The sequence below is a fragment of the Streptococcus sp. 5905 genome, assembly GCF_013276505.1.
In the GTDB taxonomy this organism is placed as follows: Bacteria; Bacillota; Bacilli; order Lactobacillales; family Streptococcaceae; genus Streptococcus.
In genome coordinates this window covers 343074-357801 of record NZ_VMLC01000001.1, presented here as the reverse complement: position 1 = coordinate 357801, position 14728 = coordinate 343074, and the positions used below count along the sequence as shown (strand labels likewise).

The following is a 14728-nucleotide window of genomic DNA, read 5'->3' as shown; positions in this document are numbered from 1 at the left end:
TTTCTCACTTTCTACAATAACTTTTTCTGTTCTAGATTCTTCCGAGTTGAACGAGGTTCGGCTTGACCGAACTGCTCTGCCAAACGCTGACTCCAAGAGGTTGTCGCACGCGCACCAGCATAGTCTGCCTGAACTTTGTCATAGTCCAAAATCGCTTCAACTGGCTGTTCTTGGTATTCTTCTTCAAAAACTACTTGGTTCAAAGGCAGTCTTGGTTTGACATCATGTTGTTGGTTTGGCACGCCAAGGGCAATCCCAAAAACTGGGTAGGTATAGTCAGGCAGGTTAAAAAGCTCTGCCACTTCTTCCGACTTGTAACGGACCAAACCGATAATCACACCACCATATCCCAGACTCTCAGCCGCAAGCAGGGTATTTTGACCAGCAAGAGCCGCATCTACCGAGGTGATGAGGAGACCTTCTGCCCCTTGAGGTTGGAAAGTATCTGTATGAAGGCTTGCTCCCTTTTCAGCTCGATTCAAGTCACCAACAAAGAGCAAAAAGGCTGCTGACTGACGAATGGCTTCCTGCGGAACCAATTCATAAAGAGCATCTTTCTTCTCCTGACTGCGTACAAGAATCACAGAGTAGGATTGGAAATTTTTCCAAGATGACGCCATTTGTCCAGCAGTTAAAATCTCGTCCAAGTCTGCTTGAGGAATTTCTTGCTCCTTAAAGCGACGAACTGAAGTATGAGCTTTCATCAGTTTAATGGTTTCTGTCATCGGCGATTTTCTCCTTCTAGTCTTGTTTCCTCTGCTAAATAACGGATTCGTTCCATAACCCGTCTAGCTTCCCAAGTCTCGTCATTTCCATTCTTTCCTTTGGCAAAATGTTTTTCCAAATCTTGGAAATTAAAGTTGGAAGTAAAAAAGGTCGGCAAATCTTCCTGCATGCGATACTGGAGAATAACTTGGAGAATCTCATCACGCACCCAAGGGGTAGACTGTTCTGCACCAATATCATCCAAGACCAAGACCTCTGCTAACTTGATCTCATCCACCAAGGTCTTCACAGTTCCTTCACCGATAGCATTTTTCACATCAATGACAAAACTTGGATAGTGGAGAATGGTTGTTGAAGCACCACGTTTTTCAGATAAGTCGTGAGCCAAAGCCGCCATCATGAAACTCTTACCAACACCAAAATCTCCGTACAGATAGAGGCCTTTTCGGATGCTTGGGTAAAGGTCTACAAAGGCATAGAGTCTCTCAAAAATCGGCAAACGACCTAAGTCATCTAGGTCAATCTGAGCCAACTTCGCTTTCTTGAGACTTGCTGGTAGATTGATCAACTTGAGACGATTCTTTATAGCTGCCTCTTTTTCAGCCGCGATTAGTTCCGGTGTTTCTTCATAAGATACATCCGCATAACCGTGATTCATGACCAAGATAGGCTTGTAGCCACGCGCTATATAGTCCGCATCCCCGCGAAGAAACTTGTCCCGTTCTGTGATATATTGGTTGAACTTGGAGATGCTACGATTTAACTCCTCTGGGCTGAGGGATTCTTTCTGGATAAAAGCCGCTACATCTGGGTCCTTCATAATCTGCTGGACTAGTTCCTGATACTGAAAACGACTTGACTGACGTTTAATAACGTCACCAACACTTTCCATCTAGTCTCCTCCTTCTTCTAATCGGGCTAACATTTCTTGTTTTTTACGTTCTAATTCCAGACGAGTTTCCTCACTGGTTTGATTCTTGTATTCTGGATTACTCCACTTAGGAACATTTGTCTTCGTTGAACTAGCCTTATTTTTCTGGTCTTCTTGCCCTTTTTGCTGACGTTCTCGAATCCGAAGCACGGCTTCCTCTGCTGTCCGAATCTTGCGATAGGCATAGTCGTTTGCGACTTTCATAGCATATTTTTCATTGACATTGGCCGAATCAACCTTGTTAAAGGTTAAAAGTAAGACGATATTGATGACTTCGTCCAACAAGCCTAAAGATGCCATCTGGTGAAGAAGTTCCCGTTCGCTCTGGGTGATGTTCCCCTTACGAGTTTGCTTGATTTCCGCTAAAAATTGTAGGGGAGTTTTGGTTTTGGCTTCCTTGATAATGGTCATTTCTTTGGGGCTAAAGTCAGAAGAAACCTGCTTTTGCGCAATCTTTTCACGCATGCGTTTGACTGAAATAACCTGAGCTACAGCTGTCGCCTTGGCTAATTGATAGGTTTCAAACCAGGTCCATTTTTTTTCATCTGCGATGGCAAACAATTCCAAAACATCCGCCTGCTCGTTTTCAAAACGCAAACCATCTCGAGCCATCAGGCGCTGAAAATATTCCAAATCAAAATCATTTTTTAACTTGCTTTTAGACTCGCTTGGGGTCACTTCTTCGGTCAGGGTTGGAAAGACTTGACTCAAAGAAACAGAAAGTTCTTCTCCCTCACTTGGAGCCTGTTTCATAGCAGAAACAGCTGTATCCCCAATCTTTCTCTCCAAAAGTCTACTATAGACAGAATGACTTAAAAATTCCTGACTTGAAAGGGGAAAATGAAGCTGCAATTCATATACTTCCCCCTTCTGATAAAGAGTCAACAAGTCCACAGCAGATAAGATTTTAAAAGACTGGAGGAGCGTATTCATCCCGAAATCCAAATGATTAAGAATGTTGGCAAAAAGGTGTTCTTTTTGACCTCCATCCCAAAAGGTAACGGCATATAGATAGAGGCTCAGCGCCTCCTGACCGATAATCGGGAGGTAGCACTGCACCAGGGAAGAGGTATCTTGCGACACCCGATTATTCTTTAGAAAAGAAAAACGGTCATTTGGTTTCATCTATTTTTCCTTTTTCTTTTTTGAGGATTGGGTGATCTGCTGGAGCAGACTCTCCAACTCACTCACATCCTTAAAGCTACGGTAAACACTGGCAAAACGAACATAGGTAATCTCATCAAGCTCTGCCAATTCTTCCATGACTAAGGCTCCAATGTATTCACTTTGAATCTCGTTCTCACTGCGACTACGGAGTTTTTGCTCGATGCGATTGACCACCATGTTGATTTCATCACTCGAAACAGGGCGCTTCTGGGCTGAGCGGATAATCCCATTAAAGATTTTATCTCTTGAAAACTGTTCTCGTGTACCGTCTTTTTTGACGACAACCAGCGTTCGTTCTTCAACTCGTTCATAGGTTGTAAAACGATGCTGACACTCGTCGCACTCACGTCTTCGACGGATGGTATTTCCTTCTTCGGCTTGACGGCTATCAACAACACTAGACTTGGTAGCCCCACATTTTGGACAACGCATGCTTCTCCTCCTTGTCGTTTTCTTTTCATTATACCATTTTTTGAGCAATTCCCAAAACAATTCTTATTTTTACTTGACAAGTTTTTTGTTTTATTGTATTATTTAATTAGAACAATAAAGAAAAAGAAAGGAGACTATGATGTCCTGGTCATTTGATAATACAAAACCCATTTATTTGCAGATTATGGAAAAAATCAAATTACAGATTGTTTCCCATGAACTGGAACCCAACCAACAGCTCCCAACCGTAAGGGAACTAGCGAGCGAGGCTGGGGTCAATCCCAACACAATTCAGCGCGCCTTGTCTGATCTTGAGCGCGAGGGCTTCGTTTATAGCAAGCGGACTACTGGTCGTTTTGTCACTGAGGACTTAGATCTCATCGTTCAGTCCCGCAAACAGCTTTCTGAGGAGCAACTGAAAAACTTTGTAACGGGCATGCTTCAATTCGGGTATCAAAAAGAAGAACTGCCAAGTGTGCTTAGCGAATACATCAAAGGAGTGTAAAATTATGACATTACTAGCATTTGAAAATGTATCCAAATCCTATGGGGCTACAGCAGCCCTTAACAATGTTTCCCTTGAGATTCCCGCTGGAAAAATCGTCGGGCTTCTCGGTCCAAACGGATCTGGAAAAACAACCTTGATCAAGCTGATCAACGGACTTCTCCAACCAGACCAAGGTCGTGTCCTCATTAACAACATGGACCCAAGTCCTGCTACCAAAGCCATTGTCTCTTATCTACCAGACACGACTTATCTGAATGAACAGATGAAAATCAAAGAAGCACTGACCTACTTTAAAACTTTCTACCAAGATTTCAATCTTGAGCGGGCTCAGCATCTTTTAGCAGATCTTGGCATTGATGAAAACAGTCGTCTCAAGAAATTGTCAAAAGGGAACAAGGAAAAGGTTCAGCTCATCCTCGTTATGAGCCGTGAAGCTCGTCTCTACGTGCTCGACGAACCGATTGGTGGTGTGGATCCGGCTGCCCGTGATTATATCCTCAATACCATCATCAACAACTACTCACCAACTTCAACTGTTTTGATTTCTACCCACTTGATTTCAGATATTGAGCCGATCTTGGACGAAATCATCTTCCTAAATAACGGAAAAGTCGTCCGTCAAGGAAATGTTGATGATATTCGTTATGAGTCAGGTGAGTCGATTGACCAGCTCTTCCGCCAGGAGTTCAAGGCTTAGACAAAGGAGATTATTATGTTTTGGAATTTAGTTCGTTATGAATTTAAAAATGTTAACAAATGGTATCTAGCTCTCTACGGTGCTGTGCTTGCAATTTCGGTTTTGATTGGTGCATCCATTTCTGGTATTAGTCAGACCTACACTAGCTATGGTAATGAGCCCTACTATCTGTTAGGTTTTCTGATCTTAGTTTTTGGGGGGCTCAGCGTTACTCTCTGGATCGCGACGATCTTTCTAATCGTTCGACGCTTCAAGGGAAGTGTCTACGATCGTCAGGGCTATCTGACATTGACTCTGCCCGTCTCTGAACACCAAATCATCACCGCCAAATTACTGGGTGCTCTCATTTGGTCAATCATAAGCTATATTATATTTATCTTGAGTATCATTATTATCTTCTCACTCACCCCTGTAGTGAAAGATTTGCCACTCCTCTATCGATTTATCTCTCCTTATCTCGGCTACGGTTGGCTCTATGCCCTCTCTCTTCTGGTGGGTTCAATTACTTGGATTTTATCTATTTACCTTTGCATCTCAATTGGTCAACTATTTAACGAGTATCGTACCGCTATGGGAATTTTAGCCTATATCGTGATTAACATCGTGATTGGCTATATTTCTATCTTCTTCCGAATGGATTATGATTTTAACCTCCTAATTAGCGTTGATATCCTCAAAGATTTCATTCTAGCAATTATCTACTACCTCGGAACCTACTATATCTTGAAAAATAAGGTTAACTTGCAATAAAAAATGCCCAGCTAGAAAGCTGGGTTTTTCTTTAACTCAATATCAAACTGGCTACAATGGGACTGACAAAGACGTAGAGAATACCGGTGACACCGATAGCCAAGCCACCCATGGCGCCTGCTACAGAGCCGTATCGAAAGGCCGTTCCCGTTCCGACAGCATGACCTGTCCCTCCAAGGGAAAGACCTACAGCCACTGGATCATCAATTTTCAACCACTTTAAAAGGGTTGGTCCAATAACACTAGTTAAAATCCCAGTTGCCACTACGACGACCAAGGTCACAGTCGTCAAACCCTGCAATTTTTCTGTAATCCCCACTGCCATGGCGGTTGTCACTGACTTGGGAAAGAGAGAAATGGCTAGGAAAAAGTCCATGCCAAAGATTTTCGCCACTATGGCAGTGAAGCTAGTATTGACAACTACTGCTAGCAGACTACCAAAGAGAATACTCCGAGCATGGTGCTTCATCAAGTGAAAACTCTTATAAAGCGGAATCCCTAGAGCCACTGTTGATGGGACTATCAAGTTATTCAGATAAACCCCACCTTGGTAGTAATCTTGGTAAGAAATACCCGTCACCTTTAGAAAGATGATAATGAAAATAGCTGACAAAAGCAAAGGCGTCGTCAATGGATGGGGAAAACGTCTGTAAATCAACATCCCCACTAGATAAGCTAGGATAGACAATGCAATCCCAAACAGAGGATTGGATACAAATTCGCTCATTTGGCATCTCCTTTCTCATAATCTCCTTCAAACCGTCTCTTGATGAACTGAACCACTAGGGCGATGAGGATAATGTTGATGACAGCCGCAAAAAAGACAATCAAGACAATGGGCAAGAGATAGGGGGCAATCACATCAAACTTTTCCATGATTCCCACTGCTGGTGGCAAAAAGAGAATGGTCATATTGGCCAGCAAGAAATTTCCGACCATATTGACATGTCTGGTCCTCAGCCACTTGAATTGCAGGGCTAGAAAAAGAATAATCAAACCGATAATACTGCCTGGGATAGGCAGATGAAAGAAACTGGAAATCCCTTCACCAATAAGAGAAATCACAAAGAGAATCATTAATTGAACATATAACTTCATCTCAAACTCCTTGAAATAGAATTCTTGCATACCAGTTTACTCTTTTTTCAGAAAATTTCAAGGAAATACCGAAATTTTTCTTTCTTGCAAGGATTAGTTAAAAGTAGTATAATCATTGCATGCGCAATCATCTTGTGTTACAAAGACAATCAGTAATGACTTTGTGATTTTTACTTTGAAAAGAAAGGAGAAAGCAATGACCTATTTGGAAAAGTGGTTTGACTACAATCGCCGTCAAAAGGAAATAGAAGCCTTGTTAGAAGAAACCATTGCCCAGCAGAGTGAACAAAGGCTGACTTTGAAAGAGTTTTATCTGCTCTACTATCTGGACCTAGCTGATGAAAAATCCTTACGGCAGATTGACCTGCCAGATAAACTCCATCTCAGCCCGAGCGCTGTTTCTCGAATGGTGGCTCGACTAGAAGAGAAAAACTGTGGTTTGCTTAGTCGCAGATGTTGCGATCAGGATAGACGAGCTAGTTTTATCTGTCTGACTGACGAAGGACAAACAACTCTAGCCTACCTGCAAAAAGCTGTCGAAGAAAGACTGGAAACCAGTCTTGACTTCATTTCTTAATCCGATTTTTAAAAAAGTTGCGTGCGCAATCATTTTTCTTGACATTCCTCTGTTCAAGGAGTACAATAAAGTCAAGATCGAATAAAGGAGTTTTATATGATCGAAATTACCTACCTAGACGCCAGCAAACAAGAGAGAACTATGACTTTCGAATCTTATGAAGAATTTGAACGTTCTCAACAAGCCTGCCTTATCGGCGTCGCGGATTACTACACTGTCCAAAAATTAACTTACAATGGTCATGATTTGGACTACCATGGGACTTATGGAGATGTCTTCTTCTATCTCATGAAACAAGATTTAAGCCAATATAACTAAAAAAGGAGAAATACAATGGCAAAAGCAATTACAGATGCAACATTTGAACAAGAAACAAAAGACGGTTTGGTCTTGGTCGATTTCTGGGCAACTTGGTGTGGTCCATGTCGCATGCAAGGTCCGATCTTGGATAAATTGTCTGAAGAACTTTCAGAAGATGTCTTGAAAATCGTTAAAATGGACGTTGATGAAAATCCAAACACAGCTCGTGCTTTTGGAATCATGTCTATCCCAACCCTTCTCTTCAAAAAAGACGGCCAAGTGGTTAAACAAGTCGCAGGTGTTCACACAGCAGAACAAATCAAGGCCATCGTTGCTGAATTAAGTTAATCACACGAGAGACCAAGTGGATTCATTTGGTCTCTTTTTTCTTGCCCTTTGCCATTTTTCAAAAAATATGCTAGACTGTAGGTAGAATATTACGATGTTTGGGACATGCCATCGCTAAAAAAAACCTCTACTTGGTATTTTTTAGCTCCCCTCAAGGGAGCTTTTTGCGTGCTCTGAACATTTCCCATTTTGGAAGGAGTACTATGAAACGTCAATCAGCCTTGGTCGTCTTTAGTGGCGGTCAAGATTCCACAACCTGCCTCTTTTGGGCTAAAGAACACTATAAAACAGTCGAAGCTGTCACCTTTGCCTACGGCCAACGTCATCATCTCGAAATTCAAGTTGCTAGAGAAATCGCTAAGGAACAAGGCATTCGTCATCACATCTTGGATATGTCTCTACTGGGACAAATCACTGAAAATGCCTTGACTTCTGATCTGGAAATCGAGCAAAAAGAGGGAGAGATTCCCAATACCTTTGTTGACGGTCGCAACCACCTCTTTCTGTCCTTTGCGGCAGTTCTTGCTAAGCAACGAGGCATTAAAGACATCGTCACAGGTGTCTGCGAGACAGACTTCTCAGGCTACCCTGATTGTCGAGATGTCTTTGTCAAATCCCTTAATGTTACTCTCAACCTTGCCATGGATTACGACTTTGTTATCCAAACACCTCTCATGTGGCTGGACAAGGCTGAAACTTGGGACTTAGCCGACCAACTCGGTGCCTTTGACTATGTTCGTGAAAAGACCTTGACCTGCTACAACGGAATTATTGGAAGTGGCTGTGGAGATTGCCCAGCCTGCCACCTACGTCAGCATGGCCTTGATGTTTATCTCTCACAGAAAGGAGAGGGCTAATGTTTTTTGCTCCCAAAGAAATCAAACAGGAAACTGGGGAATCTCTTGTCTACAATCCTCACAGAACCTTGGTATCAAAAGAATTTACTTTCGACGCTGCCCACCACCTCTTTCACTATGAGGGAAAATGCAAATCCCTGCACGGCCACACCTACCATCTGCAGATTGCTGTCAGTGGATTTTTAGATGAACGTGGCATGACCTACGATTTCGGAGACATCAAAGCTATCTACAAGAACTACTTAGAACCCCACTTGGATCATCGCTATCTCAATGAAACCCTGCCTTATATGAACACGACTGCTGAAAATATGGTTTACTGGATTTTCCAAACCATGAGTCAAGAGTTGCCAGACGAACGCGGTCTCTGTTTGGAATACGTTCGTCTCTATGAGACTCCGACTGCCTTTGCAGAGTTTAGACGGGAGTGGTTAGATGACTAGGGAACGTGTCCTCAAACTACCAGTTCTGGAAATTTTCGGCCCAACCTTTCAAGGTGAAGGTCGTGCTATTGGGCAGAAAACTATGTTTGTCCGTACTGCAGGTTGCGACTACCACTGCGACTGGTGCGACTCTGCCTTTACTTGGGATGGTTCTGAAAAACCTACTCGTATGACAGCTGACGAGGTCATTGCTGAGTTGGATAAACTGGGAAGCTACGACTACGTTACCCTATCTGGCGGAAATCCTGCTATCCTAGCAGCCAACATGGCTCAACTCGTCACCAAACTCAAGGAACGCGGTGTCACTCTGGCTGTTGAGACCCAAGGCTCCCGCTGGCAAAATTGGTTAAAAGATATTGACCAGGTCACTCTTAGCCCCAAACCTCCTTCCTCCAAGATGGAGGTCAACTTCGAGACCTTGGATTTCATCGTTTCCCAACTGGACCCTGACAAAGTCACCTTTAAAATCCCTGTCTTTGATGATGCCGATTTGGCCTTTGCCAAAGGCATTCAAGAGCGCTACCAACCAGATGTTCTTTTCTTATCAGCAGGAAACCCTGAGCCCAAGGCTACGGGCAATATTGTCCAAGACCAACTGGACCGCCTCAAAGAACTCTGGGAACACGTCGCTGCTGACGATAGCTGGGGCAATGTCCGCGTCCTCCCTCAACTCCATACCCTCCTCTACGATAACCAACGTGGTGTTTAAATTAGAAAGAAAAAATCATGTCACAACAAGAAGAAATGAAAAACTTAAGCCTACTAGGCAACAAAGAGACCAACTACATTTTTGACTATCAACCAGAAGTCCTCGAATCCTTTGACAATCGTCATGTGGAAAATGACTATTTCATCAAATTCAACTGCCCTGAATTTACTTCCCTCTGCCCAATCACTGCTCAGCCAGACTTTGCGACGATTTATATTTCCTACATTCCTGACAAGCTCTGCGTCGAGTCAAAATCCCTCAAACTCTACCTCTTTAGCTACCGAAATCATGGAGATTTTCATGAAAACTGTATCAACACCATCGGGAAAGACTTGGTCAACTTGCTAGACCCTCGCTATTTAGAGGTCTGGGGAAAATTCACTCCGCGCGGTGGTATTTCAATCGACCCTTACTACAACTACGGTAGGCCTGGAACCAAGTATGAAGGCTTGGCAGAACAACGCCTCTTCCAACACGACCTTTATCCAGAGAAAATTGACAACCGCTAATACTCTTCGAAAATCTCTTCAACCCGCGTCAACGTCGCCTTGCCGTATGCATGGTTACTGACTTCGTCAGTTTCATCTACAACCTCAAAACCATGTTTTTAGCTGACTTCGTCAGTTCTATCTACAACCTCAAAGCAGTGCTTTGAGCAACCTGCGGCTAGTTTCCTAGTTGGCTCTTTGATTTTCATTGAGTATAAACAGATACGAAAAAGCCCTGTTCCTCAAGATGAGGAGCAAGGCTTTTTGAATTTCAATTATTCTTCTGTTCCAAGGAAGTTTTTAGCAACAAGAGCTGCAAGTACACCACCAACGATTGGAGCAAGGATGAAAATCCAAACTTGTTGAAGAGCTGCGCCACCAACCAAGACAGCTGGTGCCAAGCTACGAGCTGGGTTAACTGAAAGTCCAGTAATGTTCAATCCCACAAGGATCATTGCCATCAAGGACAAACCAATGACCAAACCAGCAATCGCACCATTGCCCTTGCTTGCTGATGTTACAGTCATGATAACTAGGACAAACAAGAAGGTTGCGATGACTTCAAACAAGAAACCACCAAAGACAGTGACACCGTTTGCCAAGGCATTTTCACCAAGACTAGCAGTTGACATGCCTGAGTTAGACAAGAGGAAGAATACTGCAGCTGACGCAAGGAAAGCTCCAACTACTTGTCCAAGGATGTAGTTTACAAGCTCTGAAGATGACAAACGTTTGTTTACAAACATAGCGATCGAAACAGCTGGATTCAAGTGAGCACCTGAAACAGTTCCGATTGAGAAAGCTGCAACTACGATGGCCAAACCAAAAGCAAGAGCAATCCCAAGGTGCCCAAGACCTTCAACACCATTTCCAAAAACAACAGCTCCTGTTCCGATGAACACAAGCATAAATGTACCGATTAATTCAGCAACAAATTTTTTCATGATAAGTCTCCTTTTTTCAAACTATGTATTAGTCTATCAAAAGAAGGAAAGGGTTTCAAGAAAATTGATTGGAAATTTACTGGTTTGCCTTACTGTCTTTTAATTGAGGGATTCGATAAAAAATACATTCCCTCTATGGGAATTATCAGTTGCCTATCTCATTAGCATTTAGCAACTTAATATAATCCAGACCCCATTTCTCGACAGCATCTAAAACAACTCTGAATTCCTGCCCCATTTCGGTTAAGCTGTACTCAACTCGTGGTGGAACTTCGGCATAGACCTTTCGTTGAACAATCTTATCCTTTTCTAATTGACGGAGATGACGGGTCAAAATAGTTTGAGTAATCCCAGGCAATAATCTCTGTAATTCTTTAAATCGTTTAGTACCCGTACTCAACTGATAAATGATTACCAGTGCCCATTTCCCCGTTAAAACCCTCTGCGTTGTCGCAAATGGACAAATACCATACTCACTCACTTTATTTGGCATAAAATATCTTCTTTCTATTTTTTTAAAAAAATTTATCTTTTAGTATCAATAATAGTACTACTTTTGATACTAGCTATCGAAAAAGTGTCTACTTGTTTTTTTGATTTTAACTGTTACAATTATACCATAAAAAAGAAATGGAGAATAGATATGTCAACAAACTTAGAAATTTTCAATGCTTATAACCAAGCTTTAATTGCTGGTGACTTTCCTGGTGTCTTTGAAACGATGGCAGACGATATTGTCTGGCATCAACCTGGTAATCATAGTATATCTGGTTTAGTTGTTGGTAAGGACAAGCTAGGAACTCACCTAGCTACATTTGCTGAGAAAACTAATGGAACCTTTAAGGTGATAACAAATTGGGTTTCTGACAATAAGGATTTAATCGCAGCTAATGTTACTTTTATCGGAACACGTGCTGATGGTACTGAACTCAATATGAACGGGATTGACCTCTTCCGTATTGAAGACGGAAAAATCAAAGAAGTTTGGCTCTTCTCTTCAGATCAAGCTGAAGAAGATAGCTTTTGGGGATAATTTAAGAGGCCAGGACAAAAAATTTTGATTTTAGGAATTCTTTATTATAAATTTTTAAAATCGATAGATTAGAAAAAAAGCGAACAAGACAGTATTCCGAGTGTCAGATAACTCGTTTTGTTCGCTTTTTATATTTAAGGTTAGACTTTTGTCCCAGACTCTTTTAATTTACTCTCCCAACTCAGCACTGTAGGCGATAATCTGATCAACTGTATCAGACAAGAATTGGATGGTATCACGGAGTGGTTTGTCCGTTGAGATATCGGCTCCGATAATCATGGCTGACTCAAGCGGTGTCTTGCTACCACCTGATTTAAGGAGATTGAGCCAGTCTTCAGCTCCAGTTTCTGAATGTTTCAGATTAAGGTAACCTGCAGTCGAGATGACTAGTCCAGCTGAGTAGGTATAACTATACAAGCCCATGTAATAGTGAGCTTGTCGCATCCAAGTCAAGGCCGCATCGTCGTCAATTTCAATAGCATCTCCCCAGAAATCTGTCAAAACTTCCTTCATAATGCTGTTGAGTTTGCTTGCCCCAAAGGTCTCCCCTTCTTCAATCAGTGTATAAACCTTACGCTGGAAGGCTGCTTCCAAGAGGTGGGTGATGAAATTATGGAAGTAGGTGTCTGTCAAGCGGTGGGCAAGGGCAAAACGTTTTTGACGCGGGTCGTCAGACTGGTGCTCTAAGTAATCACTTAAAAGCAATTCATTAAAGGTTGATGGCGCTTCGACGTAGTAGGTCGACATGTGGGCATTGAAGTAACTTTGGTGATTGTCTGAAAAGATAAATTGACCAGAATGCCCGATTTCATGAATCAAGGTATAGACATCGCTCAAACGGCCTGTCCAGCTCATGAGGACATAAGGGTGCACGCGATATGGATCCGCCGCATAACCACCAGACTCCTTGCCACTATTAGCAGCAAAGTCTACCCAGCGCTCTTCTTGGTAACGGGCAATTTCTTGAGTGTATTCTTGACCCAATGGTGCGACTGACTTCATAACCAAATCATAGGCATCGTCAATAGTCACTTCAGGATTGAGGGCGCTGTCCAAGTCCAATTTCCAGTCTGCAAAGGTCATCTTTTCAAGACCATTCACCTTGGCAACATGCTTGAGGTATCTCTGAGCGACTGGCGCAAATTCTTGCATAATGAGGTCAATCTGACGGTCAAACATGGCACGGTCCACTTCTTGCTCAGCCAGAAGATAATCAAAGACTGAGTCGTAGCCCTTCATATCTGCCAAGAGTTTTTCAGACTTGACTTGGGCTAGATAGACAGCTGCAGCTGTATTTTGGTGCTTACGAAGTCCCTCTGAGAAGGAACGGAAAGATTTCTCACGAATCTCAGCGTCCTCGTGATTTTGGTAGAAATTCTCATAAGTCACAAAGCTGTTTTTATAAGTCTTGCCATGGGCTTCAAAGTCAGCCATTTCAAAGTCCCCAGCTCGCATCTTGGTGTAAATATCCTGTGGACTGTAGAAAACTTCACCAAGATTGGTCAAGACCTTCTCCACGTCTGCCCCTAGGTAGTGGGCTTTTTTGATTTTGGCCTGACGAATGGCTGCCGTCAAATGCGGCAATTCACCCAAATGATCCAAGACTTCCTCATCAGCTTCCACCAAGGCATCATCAAAGAAAGTCAAAGCTACACTAGCGTCTGTCTCAAATTCCATCCCAGCTTGGGCGATATTAGCAAAATCTTCATTGCTATAGTCTGTCGTCTGAGGCATAAAGCCGTAATTGCCGATATGGCTCATCTGGATATAGATTTGCTCCAATTCTGCAAAGGCCTTCTCAAAATCTTCAAAAGTGTGAAGATTACCCTTGTAGTCACGGCTAAATTGATTGATGTCTTCACGCGTTTTCTCGATTGCACGCAAGAAATCCTCACGGTCTTGGTATAGGGCAGTTAAATCCCAAAGTTCCTTTTCAGGAAATTCTGAACGGTGTTTTTGTTCCATTTTCTTCCTCTTATTTCTCTAATTCTAATAATACACTAAGGGCTGATAAAGCATAAAGTGGGGCTGTTTCTGCTCTTAGAATGCGAGGTCCAAGACCTGCCAAGACGGCTCCTTTAGCTTCAAAAGACTCAATTTCTGCAGGTGAAAGACCCCCTTCTGGACCAAAGATAAAGAGCAATTTGGCTCCCTTTTCAAGACTAGCAACTGCTTGTAGAAGCGCAGCGGCTTCTCCTTCTTTGGCCGACTCTTCATAGGCCACTACGATAGAGTCGAACTGGTCTAGTTGTGCTAGAAAGTCTGCTTTTTTCTCAAAAAGTTGAATACTTGGAACGATATTACGCTTGCTTTGTTCTGCCGCTCCAAGGGCGATTTTTTCTAGTTTTTCGACTTTCTTGCCCAATTTCTTACCATCCCACTTGGCGACCGACCAGTCAGCAGGAAAGGCCCAGATTTGGCTAGCACCCAGTTCTGTCACTTTTTGAGTGATAAATTCCAGCTTATCTCCCTTGGGAAAGCCTGATGCGATAGTCACTTGGATTGGCAGTTCCACATTGTCAGCTAATTCTTCGAGCAATTCAAACTGACGAGCTTCCACATCTAGCACGCGCGCCAAATGCTTAATCCCATCATCAAAGACCAAGGTTACCTGATCATCTTCCTTCAAGCGCATGACCTGAAACATATGCTTGCTGGTTTCCTTGTCCTCAATGGTGACTGGCGAGGTAGCATTACCCTTGACAAAATACTGTTGCATG

21 protein-coding genes are annotated in these 14728 nt (G+C 42.7%); 11 read left to right on the top strand and 10 right to left on the bottom strand.

Annotated features, from left to right (window positions below; genetic code table 11):
- Positions 1-11: 11 nt before the first annotated feature.
- The 4 genes from HT680_RS01730 to nrdR are packed head-to-tail and all read right to left on the bottom strand — an operon-like array spanning position 12 to position 3256.
- Positions 12-725, bottom strand: a complete 714-nt coding sequence (locus HT680_RS01730) for an NADPH-dependent oxidoreductase (protein WP_173257780.1) — start codon at positions 723-725, stop codon at positions 12-14.
- Complete coding sequence (gene dnaI / locus HT680_RS01725; RefSeq protein ID WP_173257778.1) at positions 722-1618, bottom strand: primosomal protein DnaI; 897 nt, start codon at positions 1616-1618, stop codon at positions 722-724. The genes HT680_RS01730 and dnaI overlap by 4 nt, the downstream gene beginning before the upstream one ends.
- Positions 1619-2782: a DnaD domain protein gene (locus HT680_RS01720; RefSeq protein ID WP_173257777.1), complete on the bottom strand. Its 1164-nt coding sequence runs from the start codon at positions 2780-2782 to the stop codon at positions 1619-1621.
- Positions 2783-3256 carry a transcriptional regulator NrdR gene (gene nrdR / locus HT680_RS01715; protein ID WP_001203677.1) on the bottom strand — a complete coding sequence of 158 codons (474 nt, stop codon included), beginning with the start codon at positions 3254-3256 and terminating at the stop codon, positions 2783-2785.
- 139 nt (positions 3257-3395) lie between these two features.
- Here nrdR and HT680_RS01710 point away from each other — a divergent pair, with 139 nt between their 5' ends.
- The 3 genes from HT680_RS01710 to HT680_RS01700 are packed head-to-tail and all read left to right on the top strand — an operon-like array spanning position 3396 to position 5211.
- A complete protein-coding gene (locus HT680_RS01710) occupies positions 3396-3761 on the top strand; it encodes a GntR family transcriptional regulator (RefSeq protein WP_000119121.1) in 366 nt (121 codons plus the stop codon).
- 4 nt (positions 3762-3765) lie between these two features.
- Entirely contained in the window at positions 3766-4461 is a 696-nt protein-coding gene (locus tag HT680_RS01705) for an ABC transporter ATP-binding protein (protein ID WP_084946298.1), read from the top strand.
- A 15-nt stretch (positions 4462-4476) separates the two neighbouring features.
- The gene (locus HT680_RS01700) at positions 4477-5211 is read left to right on the top strand and encodes a hypothetical protein (RefSeq protein ID WP_173257775.1); all 735 of its coding nucleotides are present in this window, start codon (positions 4477-4479) and stop codon (positions 5209-5211) included.
- 31 nt (positions 5212-5242) lie between these two features.
- On the opposite strand, the gene HT680_RS01695 is transcribed toward HT680_RS01700, so the two are convergent.
- Positions 5243-5938, bottom strand: a complete 696-nt coding sequence (locus HT680_RS01695) for an LrgB family protein (RefSeq protein ID WP_001288937.1) — start codon at positions 5936-5938, stop codon at positions 5243-5245.
- Entirely contained in the window at positions 5935-6309 is a 375-nt protein-coding gene (locus HT680_RS01690) for a CidA/LrgA family protein (RefSeq protein WP_000781325.1), read from the bottom strand. The genes HT680_RS01695 and HT680_RS01690 overlap by 4 nt, the downstream gene beginning before the upstream one ends.
- A gap of 196 nt (positions 6310-6505) precedes the next feature.
- On the opposite strand from HT680_RS01690, the gene HT680_RS01685 reads away from it, so the two are divergent.
- From HT680_RS01685 to queF, 7 genes are all read left to right on the top strand, one after another.
- A complete protein-coding gene (locus HT680_RS01685; protein ID WP_143989374.1) occupies positions 6506-6886 on the top strand; it encodes a MarR family transcriptional regulator in 381 nt (126 codons plus the stop codon).
- Positions 6887-6982: 96 nt separating this feature from the next.
- On the top strand, positions 6983-7204 hold the full coding sequence (locus HT680_RS01680) for a DUF4649 family protein (protein WP_000570261.1): 222 nt from the start codon (positions 6983-6985) through the stop codon (positions 7202-7204).
- Between the two features lie 15 nt (positions 7205-7219).
- A complete protein-coding gene (gene trxA, locus HT680_RS01675; protein WP_001029581.1) occupies positions 7220-7534 on the top strand; it encodes a thioredoxin in 315 nt (104 codons plus the stop codon).
- A 203-nt stretch (positions 7535-7737) separates the two neighbouring features.
- Complete coding sequence (gene queC, locus HT680_RS01670) at positions 7738-8391, top strand: 7-cyano-7-deazaguanine synthase QueC (RefSeq protein ID WP_173257773.1); 654 nt, start codon at positions 7738-7740, stop codon at positions 8389-8391.
- Positions 8391-8834, top strand: a complete 444-nt coding sequence (gene queD, locus HT680_RS01665) for a 6-carboxytetrahydropterin synthase QueD (protein WP_173257771.1) — start codon at positions 8391-8393, stop codon at positions 8832-8834. Before queC ends, queD begins: the two co-directional genes overlap by 1 nt.
- Complete coding sequence (queE, locus tag HT680_RS01660) at positions 8827-9543, top strand: 7-carboxy-7-deazaguanine synthase QueE (RefSeq protein ID WP_173257769.1); 717 nt, start codon at positions 8827-8829, stop codon at positions 9541-9543. The genes queD and queE overlap by 8 nt, the downstream gene beginning before the upstream one ends.
- 17 nt (positions 9544-9560) lie before the next feature.
- Positions 9561-10052: a preQ(1) synthase gene (gene queF / locus HT680_RS01655; protein ID WP_000082582.1), complete on the top strand. Its 492-nt coding sequence runs from the start codon at positions 9561-9563 to the stop codon at positions 10050-10052.
- Between the two features lie 254 nt (positions 10053-10306).
- Here the strand turns inward: queF and HT680_RS01650 are convergent, their stop codons facing one another.
- Positions 10307-10975, bottom strand: coding sequence for an aquaporin (locus HT680_RS01650; RefSeq protein ID WP_173257767.1), 669 nt, complete (start codon positions 10973-10975; stop codon positions 10307-10309).
- 145 nt (positions 10976-11120) lie between these two features.
- Positions 11121-11468, bottom strand: coding sequence for a helix-turn-helix domain-containing protein (locus HT680_RS01645; protein WP_125848464.1), 348 nt, complete (start codon positions 11466-11468; stop codon positions 11121-11123).
- Positions 11469-11618: 150 nt separating this feature from the next.
- Between HT680_RS01645 and HT680_RS01640 the strand changes: the two genes are divergently transcribed.
- Positions 11619-12008 carry a nuclear transport factor 2 family protein gene (locus HT680_RS01640; RefSeq protein ID WP_173257765.1) on the top strand — a complete coding sequence of 130 codons (390 nt, stop codon included), beginning with the start codon at positions 11619-11621 and terminating at the stop codon, positions 12006-12008.
- A 168-nt stretch (positions 12009-12176) separates the two neighbouring features.
- Here the strand turns inward: HT680_RS01640 and pepF are convergent, their stop codons facing one another.
- Both pepF and HT680_RS01630 read right to left on the bottom strand, forming a co-directional pair.
- Positions 12177-13973 (bottom strand): oligoendopeptidase F, encoded by a 1797-nt coding sequence (pepF, locus tag HT680_RS01635; protein WP_173257763.1) that lies wholly within the window; start codon positions 13971-13973, stop codon positions 12177-12179.
- 10 nt (positions 13974-13983) lie between these two features.
- Positions 13984-14727, bottom strand: coding sequence for a 16S rRNA (uracil(1498)-N(3))-methyltransferase (locus HT680_RS01630; RefSeq protein ID WP_173257761.1), 744 nt, complete (start codon positions 14725-14727; stop codon positions 13984-13986).
- Position 14728: the final 1 nt, after the last annotated feature.

What these genes read in the sequence shown, in the direction of transcription:
- pepF (WP_173257763.1), bottom strand. Translation starts at nt 13,973, where the DNA reads ATGGAACAAAAACACCGTTCAGAATTTCCTGAAAAGGAACTTTGGGAT.
- HT680_RS01700 (WP_173257775.1), top strand. Translation starts at nt 4,477, where the DNA reads ATGTTTTGGAATTTAGTTCGTTATGAATTTAAAAATGTTAACAAATGG.
- trxA (WP_001029581.1), top strand. Translation starts at nt 7,220, where the DNA reads ATGGCAAAAGCAATTACAGATGCAACATTTGAACAAGAAACAAAAGAC.
- queE (WP_173257769.1), top strand. Translation starts at nt 8,827, where the DNA reads ATGACTAGGGAACGTGTCCTCAAACTACCAGTTCTGGAAATTTTCGGC.
- HT680_RS01650 (WP_173257767.1), bottom strand. Translation starts at nt 10,975, where the DNA reads ATGAAAAAATTTGTTGCTGAATTAATCGGTACATTTATGCTTGTGTTC.
- HT680_RS01680 (WP_000570261.1), top strand. Translation starts at nt 6,983, where the DNA reads ATGATCGAAATTACCTACCTAGACGCCAGCAAACAAGAGAGAACTATG.
- nrdR (WP_001203677.1), bottom strand. Translation starts at nt 3,256, where the DNA reads ATGCGTTGTCCAAAATGTGGGGCTACCAAGTCTAGTGTTGTTGATAGC.
- HT680_RS01630 (WP_173257761.1), bottom strand. Translation starts at nt 14,727, where the DNA reads ATGCAACAGTATTTTGTCAAGGGTAATGCTACCTCGCCAGTCACCATT.
- queC (WP_173257773.1), top strand. Translation starts at nt 7,738, where the DNA reads ATGAAACGTCAATCAGCCTTGGTCGTCTTTAGTGGCGGTCAAGATTCC.
- dnaI (WP_173257778.1), bottom strand. Translation starts at nt 1,618, where the DNA reads ATGGAAAGTGTTGGTGACGTTATTAAACGTCAGTCAAGTCGTTTTCAG.
- HT680_RS01710 (WP_000119121.1), top strand. Translation starts at nt 3,396, where the DNA reads ATGTCCTGGTCATTTGATAATACAAAACCCATTTATTTGCAGATTATG.
- HT680_RS01730 (WP_173257780.1), bottom strand. Translation starts at nt 725, where the DNA reads ATGACAGAAACCATTAAACTGATGAAAGCTCATACTTCAGTTCGTCGC.
- HT680_RS01645 (WP_125848464.1), bottom strand. Translation starts at nt 11,468, where the DNA reads ATGCCAAATAAAGTGAGTGAGTATGGTATTTGTCCATTTGCGACAACG.
- HT680_RS01690 (WP_000781325.1), bottom strand. Translation starts at nt 6,309, where the DNA reads ATGAAGTTATATGTTCAATTAATGATTCTCTTTGTGATTTCTCTTATT.
- queD (WP_173257771.1), top strand. Translation starts at nt 8,391, where the DNA reads ATGTTTTTTGCTCCCAAAGAAATCAAACAGGAAACTGGGGAATCTCTT.
- HT680_RS01705 (WP_084946298.1), top strand. Translation starts at nt 3,766, where the DNA reads ATGACATTACTAGCATTTGAAAATGTATCCAAATCCTATGGGGCTACA.
- HT680_RS01640 (WP_173257765.1), top strand. Translation starts at nt 11,619, where the DNA reads ATGTCAACAAACTTAGAAATTTTCAATGCTTATAACCAAGCTTTAATT.
- queF (WP_000082582.1), top strand. Translation starts at nt 9,561, where the DNA reads ATGTCACAACAAGAAGAAATGAAAAACTTAAGCCTACTAGGCAACAAA.
- HT680_RS01695 (WP_001288937.1), bottom strand. Translation starts at nt 5,938, where the DNA reads ATGAGCGAATTTGTATCCAATCCTCTGTTTGGGATTGCATTGTCTATC.
- HT680_RS01720 (WP_173257777.1), bottom strand. Translation starts at nt 2,782, where the DNA reads ATGAAACCAAATGACCGTTTTTCTTTTCTAAAGAATAATCGGGTGTCG.
- HT680_RS01685 (WP_143989374.1), top strand. Translation starts at nt 6,506, where the DNA reads ATGACCTATTTGGAAAAGTGGTTTGACTACAATCGCCGTCAAAAGGAA.